We start from the raw sequence: 15,758 nt of genomic DNA, 5'->3' as shown, positions 1-15,758 counted from the left end.
AGCTGGTAATGACAGATTAGTCGCCAACAGAAAAAAAGAAAGAGCGCATAAAGCGCCCTTTCTTTAAGCAAAAACAGTATTTAGTTTTTGGATTTATCTACCAGCTGGTTAGCTGTGATCCATGGCATCATTTCACGCAGCTTGGCACCGGTCTTTTCGATTGGGTGTGCAGCATTGTTGCGACGATAAGCTGTCATGGATGGATAGTTAGTCGCACCTTCGGTGATGAACATCTTGGCGTATTCACCGTTCTGGATACGCTTCAAAGCATTGCGCATGGCCTGACGGGATTCATCGTTGATGATCTCAGGGCCGGTTACATACTCACCGTACTCCGCATTGTTGGAGATGGAGTAGTTCATGTTGGCAATGCCGCCTTCGTACATCAGGTCTACGATCAGCTTCAGCTCATGCAGACATTCGAAGTAAGCCATTTCCGGAGCGTAACCCGCTTCGGTCAAGGTTTCAAAACCAGCCTTAACCAGCTCAACCGCACCACCGCAAAGTACAGCCTGCTCACCAAACAAATCCGTTTCGGTTTCATCTTTAAAGGTAGTTTCGATGATACCGGTGCGACCACCACCAACGCCGGAAGCGTAGGACAGCGCAACGTCTTTGGCCTTTCCAGAAGCGTCCTGATAGATAGCGATCAAATCAGGGATACCGCCACCCTTAACAAATTCTGAACGTACCGTGTGACCTGGAGCCTTTGGCGCAATCATGATTACGTCCAGATCTTCACGAGGAACAACCTGATTGTAATGAATAGCGAAACCGTGAGCGAATGCCAGAGTCGCACCTTTCTTCAGGTTTGGCTCAATTTCCTGCTTGTACAACTGAGACTGGAACTCGTCAGGTGTCAGAATCATTACAACGTCAGCCTGAGCAACCGCTGCAGCAACTTCTTTAACCTGCAGACCAGAAGATTCGGCCTTGGCTACAGAAGAAGAGTTTTTACGCAAACCGATGGTAACGTCTACACCTGAATCTTTCAGGTTGTTCGCATGGGCATGACCCTGGGAACCGTAACCAATGATGGAAACCTTCTTGTCACGGATGAGGGAGAGGTCACAATCTTTATCGTAATAAACTTGCATGGCTAACTCCTGCTATGAGGTTACCCGGCTTTGAATCAGTACAGCAGCTCTTCAGTAGAACCCTGCTCTGAACCGGTTGTTCTTAAAAGTTGAGTGAAGATTAAATCAGGCAGAGCTTTGCGTAAAATGATATATTTGCAATACAATATCCCAAAATATGAAACACTAATAATAACAGTAAAATATGGATACCAAGAGCCTTCATCACTTTCTAAGCCTTGCTGAGACTCTGCATTTTGGCCGCGCCAGTGCTGCAGCCCATGTCAGCCCATCAACCCTGAGTCGCAGTATTCAGCAGCTGGAAGAAAAGCTGGGGGTTGTACTGTTCGAACGAGACAATCGTACTGTTTCATTGACGCCAGAAGGTCAGAAATTTGAGACCTATGCCCGTGAAACAATCAGCCAGTGGGCGACCATTCGTAATGAGCTGATGGCAGAGTCCACAGAGCTGAAAGGTGAAATCAGTGTTTATTGCTCTGTTACCGCCAGCTACAGCTTTCTCTACGAAATCCTTAACCGCTTTCGCCAGCATTACCCAAAGATCGAAATAAAACTTCATACCGGTGATCCGGATTCTGCCATCGAACACGTGATGTCAGGCAAGGAAGATGTTGTCGTTTCTGCTCGGCCTGAGCAAATGCCTAGTGATTTGAGATTCCACAGCATTGGCTTGTCTCCCCTGACCTTTATTGCACCAGCCAACGATGAAATCAGCATTCCGGAAACCAATGAAGACTGGGCTCAAACGCCTATGATTCTGTCTGAAAGGGGTATTGGACGACAGCGTGTCGATAGCTGGTTCGCCAGTAAAAAAATCACTCCCAGAATTTATTCCCAGGTAGCAGGTAACGAAGCCATAGTGAGTATGGTCAGCCTTGGCTTTGGCATTGGTGTAGTGCCGCAGATCGTTCTGGATAACAGTCCGCTGGCAGACAGGGTTCGTGTACTGGACGTTAAACCATGGTTGGCCGCTTATGACGTCGGAATCTGCGTTCTTGAGAAGAAGCTTAAAAGCCCTCTAATACAGGCGTTCTGGGAGTTACTTGAAACCCGGTAACTCAGTCTTTCCTATTCTTGCGATCACCAAGCCACATCAGAAATGGTTTGATACTGAATAAGAAAAGAAAGAAACACAGCCCGCAAATCAGCGCCAGAAATGGATGATCTCTGGTTATCCACAACATAGTATCCATCAGTAATCCTTCACCTTTATCGAATCTATATTAATTAATACTAATGTAAGTTTCATGAAGAAAAGTGAGGCAAATCAAGAGAGAGCAGGTTATTGGTTTGAATGGCATAAAAAAACCGAAGGACTCTTTCGAGCGCTTCGGCTTTTTCAGTACAGCGGTTGAGGTTAAAGCGTCAGAACTTTCTCACCTCGGGCAATGCCCGTAATACCACTGCGTACTACTTCCAGCACCTGAGCCTGACCGATGGCTTCAATAAAACCATCGAGCTTGTCCTGAGTGCCAACCAGCTGAATGGTGTATACCGAGCTGGTGACATCAACAATCTGGCCGCGGAAAATATCCGCTGTACGCTTTACTTCCGCTCTCATAGGACCGCTGGCGCGAACCTTGATCAGCATCAGTTCACGTTCAACGTGAGTGCCTTCCGACAGGTCCACCAGCTTAACCACATCAATCAACTTGTTCAGCTGTTTGGTGATCTGCTCAATAACCTGAGGGTTACCGGACGTCGTCACTGTCAGACGAGACAGGGACGCATCTTCAGTCGGCGCAACATTAAGTGTTTCAATGTTGTAGTTACGCTGGGAGAACAGACCGACAATCCGTGACAGAGCACCCGGTTCGTTCTCAACCAGTACAGAGATAATCCGTCTCATCAGGTCCTCTCCGTCTTGCTGAGCCATAAATCACACATGTTTCCGTCTTTTATCTGCATCGGATACACATGCTCGTTAGGGTCAACCTGAATATCCATGAATACCAGACGATCCTTGATGGAGAAAGCTTCTTCCATCGCCGCCTGCAGGTCTTCCGGTCGAGTAACCCTTATACCAACATGGCCGTAAGATTCTGCCAGTTTGACAAAGTCAGGCAGAGAGTCCATGTAGGAATGTGAGTAGCGGCTGTCGTACTGCATATCCTGCCACTGTCGTACCATTCCCAGCGCCTGGTTGTTCAGGTTAATGATCTTCACATGAAGGTCATACTGAAGACAGGTCGACAGTTCCTGAATATTCATCTGGATACTGCCTTCGCCGGTCACACAAACCACTTCCTCATCGGGGAAGGACAGCTTGATGCCCATGGCGGCTGGCAAACCATAGCCCATGGTACCCAGACCACCAGAACTGGCCCAGCGGTTCGGCTTGTTAAAGCGGTAGTGCTGTGCAGCAAACATCTGATGCTGACCGACATCGGTGGCTACATAGGCGTTGCCTTTAGTCACCTTCGACAGAGTTTCAATAACCTCCTGCGGCTTGAGAATCTCTGTGCCCTTTTCATAAGGGAAGAGACCACGCTCACGCCAGATGTCGATGGTTTTCCACCACTCTGCCAGCGCTTGCTGATCCTGCTGCCCTTCGAACTCGGCAACCTGACGCAGCATATTATCCATAACGGTATCCACAGGACCCACTATTGGAATATCAGCAGCAATGGTTTTGGAAATACTGGCCGGGTCAATATCAATATGAATGATCTTGGCGTTCGGACAGAACTTCTCGGTGTTGTTGGTTACACGGTCATCAAACCGAGCTCCAATGGCAAGAATAACGTCAGAGTCGTGCATGGTCTTATTGGCTACATAGCTGCCATGCATGCCCAGCATACCGATAAACTGTTCATCATCACCCGGGAAACCACCCAGCCCCATCAGGGTGTTGGTAACCGGTAGCTTCAGTTCCTTCGCCAGTTGTGTCACCTGGTCGGAAGCATGACCAAGAATGACACCGCCACCAGCATACAACACTGGACGCTTGGCGCTCATCAGCAGTTCAACTGCTTTACGAATCTGGCCATTGTGCCCTTTTGATGGCGGGTTGTAGGAACGAATCTTGACCTTATCCGGATAGGAATACGGGAACGTATTCGCCAGATCCGTAATGTCTTTAGGAATATCGATAACCACAGGTCCCGGTCGACCGCTCTGGGCTATATGAAAAGCCTTGCGAATCGTTTCGGGAATATCCTCGGCACGTTTGACCAGGAAACTGTGTTTAACCACTGGACGGGAAATACCCACCATATCCACTTCCTGGAACATATCTGTGCCAATGAAGCCGGAAGGTACCTGACCTGAGATCACGACCATAGGAATCGAGTCCATGAAAGCCGTGGCAATACCGGTAATAGTATTGGTGGCTCCCGGACCGGAAGTAACCAGGGCTACGCCCGGCTTTCCTGTGGCTCGTGCATAACCGTCAGCCATGTGTGTGGCCGCCTGTTCATGGCGTACCAGAATATGGGTGACTTCTTTTTGTCTGAAGATGGCGTCGTAGACATGCAGCAGGGCTCCACCGGGATACCCGTAGATGTATTCAACCCCTTCATCAGCCAATGAACGGACAACCATGTCCGCGCCGGATAAAAGCTCCACGTGTGCTTACCCCTGGCAGTACTAATTATTAGAAATGATTCGGCTGGCGCCGCTGAGTTTGTTTGGGACTCAGGCCTTCGTCTTGCAAGGCCACAACATTCCAGTGCAGGTGGGGCAGGAAGCTGACAGTGATACCTGGCAAGGTTCAACCATCAATCTTCCAAGGAATGCTCTTAGCCAGAGCTACGGTTGGTGCTCTGGATTGTCGCATATACCCCGAAATCGCCTGTTGGGCAGCGCCGGGAGATGCCATTCTTTACCGAGCAAGGCAAGGAGTCAATAGTAAAGCGAAGCGAAACTTCGGAAATTTCATATATTCAAGATATATACCGAAATTCTCTCAGGATCACAGTCATGAACATCAAACCCGCCCGCATTGCTACCGGCCTTCTATTACTCGCCGGATTTATGACACTAACAGCCAATGCCGGCAAGGTTTTCAAATGGATTGACGAAAGAGGCACCACTCACTACTCATCTCGCCCACCCAAAATTGAAGTGGATACTCAGGTTATTAATATGTCCGGAGTACCCGATGAACTGTTTCTGGAAAGCAGTGAAAACAAAGATTCTGAATCAAAATCAGCAGACGAAAAATCTGAAAACCAACCTCCTGAACAAGGTGATCTATCCGTAGATTCAGAGGGAAACAAGTCTGCTGATGTTGTTGCCTACTGTGAAAAACTCAAAAAGAATCTCGGCATTCTGGAATCTGAAAAGCGGGTTCAACTACAGCAGGAAGACGGGACTATTGAAATACTGGGTGATGACGCCAGGGAAAGAGAGATGTCACGACTTCGTGGGCAGATGGGTAAGTTTTGTGCTTAGGAAGAAACTTCACAGTTCCTTCCTTTATTCTTCAACTCATAAGCTCATCAAACTGTGCCACCAGATCAATCAGGCAACGAGTGTCAGTTACTCTTTCAACCCTCAACGCTTCTTCAGCATAAGGTTTAATATCAGCCCCTTTCGGTAACTCTGTCTTTTGATCAAGAATAGCCCGAACTCTTGGTATGAAGACCCATTGCAACCACTGAGTGAACCCCATTGTATCCATACAGAAAGGAGTAGTACTGGCCATAGCATTGGATGAAGGTGGCATGCTCTGCCAACAATTCAGACGACGAAGTTCCTGTTCCATAGCAGTCAGCAGTTTTTTTGCTTCTTGGCTCATTTATGGTGCTCGTTAATTAGAATACTGGTCAAAATAAAAAAGTTTATTGTACCAGTTCTTCCTGCAACACTTTGTTATCTCTCCCTATCCAAGCCGCCCGAGAAAATCGATCAATTTAAGCCTTAACTCCTGCTCCGGGCCAAGACTCATAGCCCGCCCTGCCAGCTCTTTTGCTTCTATCAGATTGCCCTGTTCCATTCGCAGTTTGGCCAGATAGTAATAGATAGCCGGGTCTGTAGGTTCTATGCGCATGGCACGGGATAACCAGCTGCTGGCAGTGGCCAGCTCACCTGAATCAAGAGCTTTTACGGCCTGATCCATCAATGCTCCAAGCGCATCCTGCCGCCCCTCATAAGGTGAAGATATTGCTGTATCTTCTGGCGTTACAGCCCGTTCCTCAGGAGCAAACTGCGGACCCGTGCCTGCACAGCCTGCCAAAAACAGAGAAAAACCAACGGTTACTATTATTCTTTTCATTTATTCAAACCATGTACGAATGGACTCAAAGAAGTTTCTGGCTTTTGCCCTGGCTGGAGAGGTGCATTCATCGTACTCCCTCGGTGCAGACCCAATGATATAAGGTACCTGCACCGCCCCTTCGCAGGTTTTATCCGCCAGTTTATGGGTCGCCGGCTTTACCCAGACATATTCCAGCTTGTCGCTATTCAGGCTTTTGACCGAACTGATCGGAATTTGTTGCATTAACTTGCTCCAAACCCTTAAGGCACCACTGCTACCAGTCAGGCTGGTAGGACTGTTATCGTCATTACCCAGCCAGGTCACCGCCAGCAGATTACCGGTAAAACCAGCAAACCAGCTGTCTCTGGAATCGTTGGTCGTACCAGTCTTTCCAGCCAGCTGAATTTTCTTATCGATACTCCAGTAAGCCCTGCGTCCGGTTCCTTCCCTCATCACCTGCCCCATGGCACTTCTAAGCAGCTCAACCGGCGCAGCGTCAAAGGCCTTCTTCACCGAGATGTTGTACCGCTTAAGAGGTTGTCCCTGGGCATCGACCACGGCTTCAATGGCACGAATAGGCATTCTGTAACCACCACTGGCGATGGTCTGATACATAGCGGCAATTTCCATCGGTGACAGAGAAACAGCACCCAGTAATACTGATGGGTACTCAGGCAATGATTTACTAATCCCCAACCTATGCACAGTGTCCAACACATTGGGAACACCAAGCGCCATTCCCGTTTGGGTCGCTGCCTGATTGTAGGAATGCGTTAACGCTTTCTGCAGCGGTACGTCACCACGGGATTTACCATCATAGTTTTGAGGTTCCCAGAAACCTCCTTTGCCGTCTTTCACTTTGATCGCAGAGTCTTTGACCTGTGTCGTCAAAGTAAAGCGGGCAGGCTGCTCCAGTGCAGTCAGATAGATCGCCGGTTTTAGCAGTGAGCCTACCTGTCGCTGCGCTTCAATGGCACGGTTGAAACCTACGTAACCTGGTCGTTTATCACCCACCACAGCCAGCAAATCACCCGTCTGCGCTGAAGTGACGACCATCGCCCCCTGAAGATCAGGGTTATTTTTCTCCAGAGCACTCACGGTGTCCGTCATACTTTTCTGGGCATAACGCTGAATGATCGGATCCATATTGGTAAAGATTCTCAGCCCTTCCGAGGTCAGGTCTTTATTGTCATAGTCCTCCCTCAGCTGTTTCTTTACCATATCGATATAAGCGGGGAACGCACTGGTATTAATCTGCTCACGACTGACAATGCCCAGTGGCAGTTTCTTCGAACGATCAACTTCAATTTGTGAAACTATGCCTTCTGCAGCAAGAACATCCAGCACCAGATTTCGCCGCTCCAGTGCTCGTTCAGGAAAACGTCTTGGGTTGTAATAGGAAGGCCCTTTAACAATACCCACCAGCAAGGCTGTTTTAGCCAGACTCAGCTCTTTCAATGGCTGGGCAAAATAGAACTGACTGGCAAGACCAAAGCCGTGTATAGCCCGTCGTCCATGTTGTCCGAGATAAACTTCATTAAGGTAGGCTTCTAGAATTTCATCTTTGGAATAGTGAACTTCCAGCAACACCGACATAATGGCTTCATTAACTTTACGAGTCAGCGTTCGCTCATTGGTTAGATAGAAATTCTTTACCAGCTGCTGAGTTAATGTACTGCCACCCTGCACCACACCACCAGCCATCACATTGACGATAAAAGCTCGAGCTATGGAGGTTGGAGATAGCCCCCAATGCTCATAGAATCGCTGATCTTCTATGGCCGTCAAAGCTTTAGTCAGATATTTCGGTGCCTGACTGGTACGAATCAGTACACGGTCTTCATAAGTCGCAGGGTAAATCCCTCCAACTGGCTGAGGGTCCAGTCGAAGCAGAGGCAAGGCAGTGTTGTCTGCATTGGTCAGAGATATCACCTCGTTGCCAACAAAAATGACTTTTGCCTTACGTGATACCTCAGCACCATCTGGAAAATGGAATGCACGACTGTAGATAACAAAAGTATTACCTGAGCGGGAGAAGGTTCCTGCCCGGCTGGCTGCTCGTACTGCCTGATAACCCTGCCTCTTTAACTGTGCCTGTAGCTCTTTGGGGTTGAGCAGACGGCCTTCATAGAGCTCCAATGGACGTGCGTACACCTGGGCTGGAATTGCCCACTTTTTGCGTTCAAATTTTTGCGTAACGACAGAATCCAGATAAGCCGAATACGTCAGCAACAGAGCAAGTCCACAGAGCCCCAGCTTAAATAAAAACGACAAACAGTTCCTGACTGACCACCCGTTGCTCCGGCTCTTTTTCTTCCGGCTGCGTTTTTTGGCAGGTGGATTTTTCTTTTTTGCGACCATGGTTCACGATTATACGGCAAAAGAGCACCGTAATAACGCTATGGAATATCCTTGGTTTCAGACCATCGCTGCGGTTCTTATCATCTGGAACTGCATATTCAGACACTGCAATAGCTGTTTTCATTCAGACAGGTATAATTCCCGCCCATAAATTGAATCACAGTCATTTCATTTGAAAACTTACGCTGTGCATGTATCCACAATAATGACTTTTAAAGAATGGAACTGTCTGTGAGCAAGGAACTCATAACCAGAAATCAGGTTATTAAAGCAGCACGACTGCTAGCAGAACGTCACCAATCAGCTGAAACCAGTGACATCTTCAGCGATGATGGCACTGCCCAACAGGTATGGCTTGATGCCAACCAGAATATTGATGAAATCACCACACTGCTGAACGAACAGCGTGATGGCGAAGATCTGAAACAACTCTCAAAATGGACCGCTGACCAATATCTAAAGCTGCTGTTTCTGCTGGATGACCGAAAAGACGATGGTTTTGTTCGGTTAAGTCCCCTCGTGTCTTGCCTGGAGCAATGCAATATCTCTCTGGATATTCACCAAACCCCATGGGCAGATACCCTTTCAGATTTAGCTTTATTTATCGTTCAGCTGGACAGCCTCGATCTGAGTCATCTAACCGCCGCTGCTGTTAATCGTTACCTTGAGATCACAGGTGACTACGCAGGTCTGCCACTGTTTGCTTTCTACAAAGTGTTTCATGCTGTGTCAGCAGCAGGGAACCTTCTTAAGACAGATCAGTCGCCCGAAACGCTGAAAACCTGTCGTCGCTATATCGAGCTTGCCAGTAGCTATTGCCAAAACAAACAACCTTTTATCATTGTCATGCAGGGATTATCCGGCACAGGAAAAACGACGGTTTCCAAAGAAATTTCCGAGCACTTTAACGCCCTGATTCTGAGAACTGATGTTGAGCGCAAACGAATGTATGGGCTTTCAGCACTGGCAAACAGTACTGATGCTGGTATTGATATTTACACGTCTGCAGCCACAGAAAAGACCTATGCACTGATCAAACAGGCTGCTATCAAAATCATTGAAACCCACACTTCTGTGGTTATTGATGGGGCTTCTTTAAAGCAGACAGAACGAGGCATGTTTTTGACTCTGGCGGATGAGCTTAATGTACCCGCACTCATCGTCAAATGTCTGGCACCCAGAGAAATACTGAAGGTTAGAATTACAAAACGTCAGTCCAGTAACGCTGATGCTTCAGAAGCAACATTTGATTTGATTGATCAGCAACAACAATGGGAAGAGCCTTTAACTGCCGAGGAAAAAAAGAAAACCATCGTCCTACATACCAATGACAGCGACTGGGAACAGCAATTAAAAAGCGCGTTTGCCTCTCACCTGAACTGATCTATTTTTTATTTTTCAGCTGTCTTAGTCTTTCATGTCAAGGCAGCTGAGAATACTGGTCTATCCTTTAATCATTAAAAGAAGATTACTTCTGACGATCCGTAATATTAAGAACCCATCACGGACGCATTGGTTTAACAGGAAACAGGCATGGCAACCGATCTGATCGAAACGAAAAACCTTGGAAAAACTTCAGTACAATGGCTTAACGCTGTTGGTATCAGAACACTGGAGCAACTCCATGAAGTTGGATCAGTAGCTGCATACTGCAAAGTAAGAGATCGTGGTTTCAAAGTTTCCAAGGTATTGCTTTATGCCATGGAAGGAGCATTGATCGGTGCTCACTGGAATGAACTGGACAACGATTATAAGCAACGCCTGCTTTCTGAAGTAGATCGTTTTCAGGGCTGATCCTCTCCTTCAGCCCTGGTTCACCTGATTAGCAGCACCCAACTGCTAACGTTTACCCTTTATCAGCCTTACTGCAGACTGGGCAGTCCGGGTCTTTCTGAAGTCCCATTGTCTGCCACTCCATTGTGCTGGCATCAAAAATCAGCAGCCTTCCACTCAGTGACTTACCAAACCCTGTCAGTAATTTGATGGCTTCCAGCGCCTGCATGGTACCAATGGTGCCTACCACCGGACCAAGAATACCACTTTCAGAGCAACTGAGGTCTTCTGCAACATCTTCCGAATAGAGACAGCGATAGCAAGGAGCATCGTTCTGAAGATGATCAAAAACAGTCAGTTGACCATTGAGTCGAATAGCTGCTCCGGAAACCAGTGGTACCTGATGCTCAACACAGCAACGATTGATGGCAAAACGGCTGTCAAAATTATCGGTGGCATCCAGTACCAGATCGCACTGTTCGATCACTTCCATCAGTTCCGCTTCATTGAGCTTCCGGCTGATAGTAGTTACCTGAACCCCCGGATTGATTGCACTGATTCTTGCAGCAGCGGCATCCACTTTAAACTGACCAATATCATCGGTGGAGAAAGCCACCTGACGCTGCAGATTGGTCATATCCACTACGTCCGGATCAATAATGGTTAATCTGCCTATACCGGCAGCAGCCAGATACATCGCGGCCGGACAACCGAGCCCCCCCATGCCCACCAGCAGGACATGAGCGTCCAATATGCGCTCCTGACCTTCAATATCCACCTGAGGCAACATGATCTGTCGACTGTATCTAAGCAGCTGATCGTCATTCATCATAAGGACGGCTTGTTCCTGCGTGAAACCATTGTCCGGAAATAGTATTTCATCGAACTTATAAAACAGCCATGAGCAAAGAAATACTTTTTCATCACCCTGAGTGATGAAAGGATTTCACAAAAATAGCAGCCCCGAAATATTCGAGGCTTGTTCATCACTTCTTTTTAGCAAAGACTTGATACAGATCAGGATTCAGAATCAACAAACTCAGCGTAAGCTTCTGCATCCATCAGCTCTGTCAGCTGGCCTTCGTCAGAAAGCTTCAGCTTGAAGAACCAGCCATCCTGGTAAGAAGAACCGTTCACGGTTTCCGGAGCATCTTCCAGAGTTTCGTTAACAGCAACAACTTCACCGGAAAGTGGTGCATAGATGTCGGAAGCGGCTTTTACGGATTCAACAACACCAGCTTCATCGTCTGCAGCCAGAATCGCGCCCACTTCTGGCAGTTCCACAAAGACTACGTCCCCAAGGGACTCCTGAGCATGCTCGGTAATACCGATAACTGCAGTACCGTCGTCTTCAATGCGGATCCACTCGTGGGAACGTACGTAACGCAGCTCAGATGGAATGCTACTCATCTATCAACCCTCTGGTCATTGGTTTCATTGTTCTATGTCACCACTCTTCATCGCTACTGTCAGGTTTGTTTCTTGTATTTATAAGCTTTAAGTTGCGCTTATAAGACAAGGTTCTGACAATCAGGAGAGGACAATTATCGAGGCATTCTAACCAGATTAGCCGCTATCGCCAACATTCCATTGGCAAACCCTGAAAGCGTGTGACAGACTGATTTACAAATGCATAAAAACCGGATTGGTCATGACTCTAGCTGAAGCCTGCCAGTTTAATGACAGTTCATTAACTGAGCTGGAATGTGTTCTTCAATCTCTGTCCGACTCTCAGTACCAGAATCATTCTTCTGCTGTATCCAGTTCTATTGGTACTCATGTCAGGCATATCATTGAGTTCTACCAGTGTTTTTTCAAAGGGCTGGATTTCGGTGTCATAGATTACGATAACCGCCCAAGAAATATTGAACTCGAAGAGTCGATAGAACTCGCGGTGGATTACCTGAAAAATGTTCGCCTGATGCTTAACAGCCCCACAGTTGATAACCATCAGGGAACCGTTGAAATTTTCGCAGTGCTTGATACAGATAACTCAATACAAACCAGCAGTAATGTCAGCCGTGAGTTGTTATTTTTACAGGGTCACACAACTCATCATCTGGCCATGATTGCTCTGTTAATGGAACAGGGCGGAATGAAAGTACCCAAAAACTTTGGCGTTGCAGCATCAACCCGCCTGCACAGAGCAGTTCAAACTGCCTAGATGCATACTGCCAGAACGTTCTAGGCAGCTGTTCTGTTGTATTCCATGAAAGCTTTGGCCCCAGCCGCTCCCATGTATTTATTCAGGGTGCGTTCATCGACCTTCATCAAATCAACAATAATCAATCCGTCCAGGGCATTGTTAAAATCAGGATCAACATTAAAAGCGGCCAGCTCTCCACGCAGTTTCAGGTATTGTTTGAGCAGAACCGGAATACCCTTGTTATCTTTTTCCAATTGCTGAACCAGCAATGACAGCTGCTCGATATCAACCACACCACGCAAGTCTGCGGGGTTCCAGAACTGCTTTCTGCCTCGTTTCATCGGCGTTGTCGGTTGTACCAGCTCTTGCAGAACCTGATCCGAGTTATTCACAGACAGGCAACCCGCCATAAGCTGACGGGATATCTCACGGTAGTCACTACTGATACTGACCGGGCCAAATAAAACCCGATACCAGGGATTAGCAGCCACATAAGCACCGATGCCTTTCCAGAGCATCATCAACGACCCAAGACTGCGCTGGTATTCCGGAACAATAAAAGAGCGCCCCATTTCCAGACAGGTACCCATTCTGTGGATAAAGTCAGCGTGATACCGAAAGAGACTTCTTGAGTAGATGCCATGAATACCTTTTTCGCGAAGGATTCGATCCACCTGCCCGATTCGATAGGCACCGACTATTTCCTGTTTGTCACGATTCCACAGGAAAAGATGCAGGTAATATTCGTCATATTTATCAAGATCCCGGGGAAAACCTGTTCCTTCACCGACACCACGGAATGTCAGCTCTCTAAGCCGACCGATCTGGGGAAGAATATTGGGAAGCTGCTCGGCTGAAGCGCAATAAACAGCCATCTCGTTTTTTTCCAGCAGCAAACATTCATCCGCCAGGGCAGAGACATCAGCAGCTAAAAATTCTGGCGCTATCTCTTCAGCAACCGGCTCCACATCACCAGCTCCAACCGGTTGAGTTTCATTATGTGTCTTCTGCTCAGGGTCATGGGCAGACAATAGATAAGTATGCAGTCGAAGATAGCTGGTCAGTGCTGAGTCCGACTCCATCGAACGGTAGTCATTAGGTGTCAGTGACTTACCAATTCTGAAGCCTATAGTTGAGCCTCTCTTGTTCAACAGTTCTCTAATCAGTCTGACCGTTCTTAGCTTGGGATGAATAATTCCCAGAAAATGAAAAAACCAGCCATTACGACCTTCAACAAAAACGGGCGTAATATTGGCAGAAGTCTGCCGGGCAATGCGGGAAGCAGTGTTGCGCCACTTGGGGTCTGTAACCTGCTTGAGAGGGAAACTATAACTGGACACTTCGCCTGCAGGAAAAATCAGCAACATATGGCCATCCGCTACCCACTGCTGCGCCTCTTCAATGGCTTTCTGATTCTTCTTGCGGGCATTGGCACTGAGAACATCCACTCCAATAAAGAGATCCTGGAGTTCTTCAATGCGGCAAAGGATTTCGTTGGTCAGAACCTTAACGTCAGGCCGAGCCTTCAACAGCAGATCAGCCAGCGCTACACCTTCAATGCCACCAAAAGGGTGATTGGCGACAACGACCGATGAGCCTGTAGTAGGAACAGAGTCAAGGGAACCGGCAGATACGGTGTGGTTCACCTGAAAGATTTTCAGAACCACTTTCAGGAATTCCCTGTAGTGGTACTTTTCACGCACCTCACTCCGGTAAAGGCTGTCCATGGTCTTAAGACCCAGTAGCCATTCGGCAAAGGCTTCAGGCCAGCCGGTACGGGTTACCTTGGGCAAGCGGAAAGGTGAAGTTTCAGGGCTCATCAGCTGTCCTTATCAGGGCTCTTATGCTTAGAGGCTGTTTGAACAACCTCTTATTGCACCACCGGAACCAATATTGATCCTCCGATGATTAAATACTCTGTTTCCAGAGACTGCATAGAAGCCAACCTGACGTGACAAGACTTCAAAATATCCGTCATACCCCAGACTCCTGACTTTATAATGACCAAGCTGGCTTCTATGAACAAGACTAGAAAGCAGAAATGACAGTACTGTTAACAACCAGTGAATTTCCTGTGTCAGAGGCGAAGACTAGTTCAAGAGAGGCAGACATGGAGGAATTATCTCCATGTCTGAGGACATTAGCGGCAATCAGCTCAGAAAGGTTCTTTTTATCCAGTTATCTGTAGAGGTGAGTTCCCAGAGAGCAAGGACAATGGCTGAAATGAACACACCACAAGCGTTATAGAACAGCAGCCCGCCATCGTAGCCAGTGATATTACCCAGTTCGTCGAACTCGGGCATCTCGATACCGAGAGGCGTGAAAAGGTGGAAATAAACAGCTCCCGCCATAACACCCACCGCAATACCTGCTCCATAAAGCCTGCTTGCAGGTATCAGCAGTAAAATCGCAGCGATCAATTCAACAATGCCGACTCCATAGGCACCATAGTCTGCGAACCACTCAAAACCGGACCAGTTCCCGAGCGTTGAAAAGATATAAATCGTTTCATAGGCGTCCGAGAATTTAAAAAACAACGACTGAATAAATACAAACGCGATATAAATGCTTAACAACCACTTCAAACCGTTTTTCATAACAAGCTCCTGTTATTTAAGTGTGTAGACACGCCATCGAATATCTCACCGCTATTTGCCCGCCTTCGACGGAAAAACAACGTCTGAATTCATATATCCACGCACTTAACGGGTAGTCATTTTCGGCCAGTTTTCATTGGCTCGCTTAATAAAACCGGGAATATCCTGAAGCCATTTTTTCTGAATTTCTGAATCGTAATTCAGATACAAACGACCATCGACAATCTTCCAGTAATTCGGATCACCTGGTGCTCTCTGCTTTCTGGCAGCGACCGCCCAGGCACAGTAACCGCCGAACTGCGGACTGTACTTTTCAGGGTTCTGCTGAAACATCTTCAGATGTTTTTCTGATGAAAAGTGCCATTCGGCACCCTTGTGTTTGAACTTGAAACGGGCACTGCCTTTAACCGCCTTGCTTTCAGTGAAATAAGCCACTGAATCATAGCCACTGACAGCGGTATTACTAAACCAGCCGGTATAAATATCTTTGCTGGCGATAGCTCCAGCTGACAAGAATAACAACCCCAGCAGTGTGATTTGCAGTCTCAATCCTTTGAGTCTGGCCACCATATTTGCTCTCCTTT

17 protein-coding genes are annotated in these 15,758 nt (G+C 47.4%); 5 read left to right on the top strand and 12 right to left on the bottom strand.

The window, feature by feature from the left end:
- Positions 1–80: 80 nt before the first annotated feature.
- A complete protein-coding gene (ilvC, locus tag EOPP23_RS01840; RefSeq protein WP_153764271.1) occupies positions 81–1,097 on the bottom strand; it encodes a ketol-acid reductoisomerase in 1,017 nt (338 codons plus the stop codon).
- Between the two features lie 184 nt (positions 1,098–1,281).
- Between ilvC and ilvY the strand changes: the two genes are divergently transcribed.
- Positions 1,282–2,154: an HTH-type transcriptional activator IlvY gene (ilvY, locus tag EOPP23_RS01835; RefSeq protein ID WP_153764270.1), complete on the top strand. Its 873-nt coding sequence runs from the start codon at positions 1,282–1,284 to the stop codon at positions 2,152–2,154.
- Positions 2,155–2,454: 300 nt separating this feature from the next.
- Here the strand turns inward: ilvY and ilvN are convergent, their stop codons facing one another.
- Positions 2,455–2,946 (bottom strand): acetolactate synthase small subunit, encoded by a 492-nt coding sequence (gene ilvN / locus EOPP23_RS01830; protein ID WP_153764269.1) that lies wholly within the window; start codon positions 2,944–2,946, stop codon positions 2,455–2,457.
- Positions 2,946–4,664: an acetolactate synthase 3 large subunit gene (locus EOPP23_RS01825; RefSeq protein WP_370514579.1), complete on the bottom strand. Its 1,719-nt coding sequence runs from the start codon at positions 4,662–4,664 to the stop codon at positions 2,946–2,948. The genes ilvN and EOPP23_RS01825 overlap by 1 nt, the downstream gene beginning before the upstream one ends.
- A gap of 354 nt (positions 4,665–5,018) precedes the next feature.
- Between EOPP23_RS01825 and EOPP23_RS01820 the strand changes: the two genes are divergently transcribed.
- A complete protein-coding gene (locus tag EOPP23_RS01820; protein ID WP_194842456.1) occupies positions 5,019–5,492 on the top strand; it encodes a DUF4124 domain-containing protein in 474 nt (157 codons plus the stop codon).
- A 31-nt stretch (positions 5,493–5,523) separates the two neighbouring features.
- Here EOPP23_RS01820 and EOPP23_RS01815 read toward each other — a convergent pair whose 3' ends face one another.
- The 4 genes from EOPP23_RS01815 to EOPP23_RS21310 form a co-directional block, all read right to left on the bottom strand.
- Complete coding sequence (locus EOPP23_RS01815; RefSeq protein ID WP_153764267.1) at positions 5,524–5,838, bottom strand: YqcC family protein; 315 nt, start codon at positions 5,836–5,838, stop codon at positions 5,524–5,526.
- Between the two features lie 84 nt (positions 5,839–5,922).
- Positions 5,923–6,315 (bottom strand): M48 family metallopeptidase, encoded by a 393-nt coding sequence (locus tag EOPP23_RS01810; protein ID WP_153764266.1) that lies wholly within the window; start codon positions 6,313–6,315, stop codon positions 5,923–5,925.
- Complete coding sequence (gene mrcB / locus EOPP23_RS01805; RefSeq protein WP_228550516.1) at positions 6,316–8,571, bottom strand: penicillin-binding protein 1B; 2,256 nt, start codon at positions 8,569–8,571, stop codon at positions 6,316–6,318. It lies immediately after the preceding gene.
- Positions 8,555–8,782, bottom strand: coding sequence for a hypothetical protein (locus EOPP23_RS21310; protein WP_194842458.1), 228 nt, complete (start codon positions 8,780–8,782; stop codon positions 8,555–8,557). Before EOPP23_RS21310 ends, mrcB begins: the two co-directional genes overlap by 17 nt.
- A gap of 107 nt (positions 8,783–8,889) precedes the next feature.
- Here EOPP23_RS21310 and EOPP23_RS01800 point away from each other — a divergent pair, with 107 nt between their 5' ends.
- On the top strand, positions 8,890–10,041 hold the full coding sequence (locus tag EOPP23_RS01800; RefSeq protein WP_194842455.1) for a bifunctional aminoglycoside phosphotransferase/ATP-binding protein: 1,152 nt from the start codon (positions 8,890–8,892) through the stop codon (positions 10,039–10,041).
- Between the two features lie 150 nt (positions 10,042–10,191).
- The gene (locus EOPP23_RS01795) at positions 10,192–10,452 is read left to right on the top strand and encodes a TfoX/Sxy family protein (protein ID WP_153764263.1); all 261 of its coding nucleotides are present in this window, start codon (positions 10,192–10,194) and stop codon (positions 10,450–10,452) included.
- Between the two features lie 52 nt (positions 10,453–10,504).
- Here the strand turns inward: EOPP23_RS01795 and EOPP23_RS01790 are convergent, their stop codons facing one another.
- Positions 10,505–11,263 (bottom strand): molybdopterin-synthase adenylyltransferase MoeB, encoded by a 759-nt coding sequence (locus tag EOPP23_RS01790; RefSeq protein ID WP_228550515.1) that lies wholly within the window; start codon positions 11,261–11,263, stop codon positions 10,505–10,507.
- Between the two features lie 185 nt (positions 11,264–11,448).
- Positions 11,449–11,841, bottom strand: coding sequence for a glycine cleavage system protein GcvH (gene gcvH / locus EOPP23_RS01785; RefSeq protein ID WP_153764262.1), 393 nt, complete (start codon positions 11,839–11,841; stop codon positions 11,449–11,451).
- Positions 11,842–12,082: 241 nt separating this feature from the next.
- Between gcvH and EOPP23_RS01780 the strand changes: the two genes are divergently transcribed.
- Positions 12,083–12,595 carry a DinB family protein gene (locus tag EOPP23_RS01780; protein ID WP_153764261.1) on the top strand — a complete coding sequence of 171 codons (513 nt, stop codon included), beginning with the start codon at positions 12,083–12,085 and terminating at the stop codon, positions 12,593–12,595.
- Positions 12,596–12,615: 20 nt separating this feature from the next.
- On the opposite strand, the gene EOPP23_RS01775 is transcribed toward EOPP23_RS01780, so the two are convergent.
- The 3 genes from EOPP23_RS01775 to EOPP23_RS01765 form a co-directional block, all read right to left on the bottom strand.
- Positions 12,616–14,397 carry a lysophospholipid acyltransferase family protein gene (locus EOPP23_RS01775; protein WP_153764260.1) on the bottom strand — a complete coding sequence of 594 codons (1,782 nt, stop codon included), beginning with the start codon at positions 14,395–14,397 and terminating at the stop codon, positions 12,616–12,618.
- Between the two features lie 330 nt (positions 14,398–14,727).
- Positions 14,728–15,174, bottom strand: a complete 447-nt coding sequence (locus EOPP23_RS01770) for a MauE/DoxX family redox-associated membrane protein (protein ID WP_153764259.1) — start codon at positions 15,172–15,174, stop codon at positions 14,728–14,730.
- Positions 15,175–15,279: 105 nt separating this feature from the next.
- Positions 15,280–15,744, bottom strand: coding sequence for a YHS domain-containing (seleno)protein (locus EOPP23_RS01765; protein WP_153764258.1), 465 nt, complete (start codon positions 15,742–15,744; stop codon positions 15,280–15,282).
- Positions 15,745–15,758 lie beyond the last annotated feature (14 nt).

Origin of the sequence: Endozoicomonas sp. OPT23 (assembly GCF_009653635.1) — a bacterium.
In the GTDB taxonomy this organism is placed as follows: Bacteria; Pseudomonadota; Gammaproteobacteria; order Pseudomonadales; family Endozoicomonadaceae; genus Endozoicomonas_A.
This window is presented reverse-complemented; position numbering and strand designations above follow the sequence as displayed.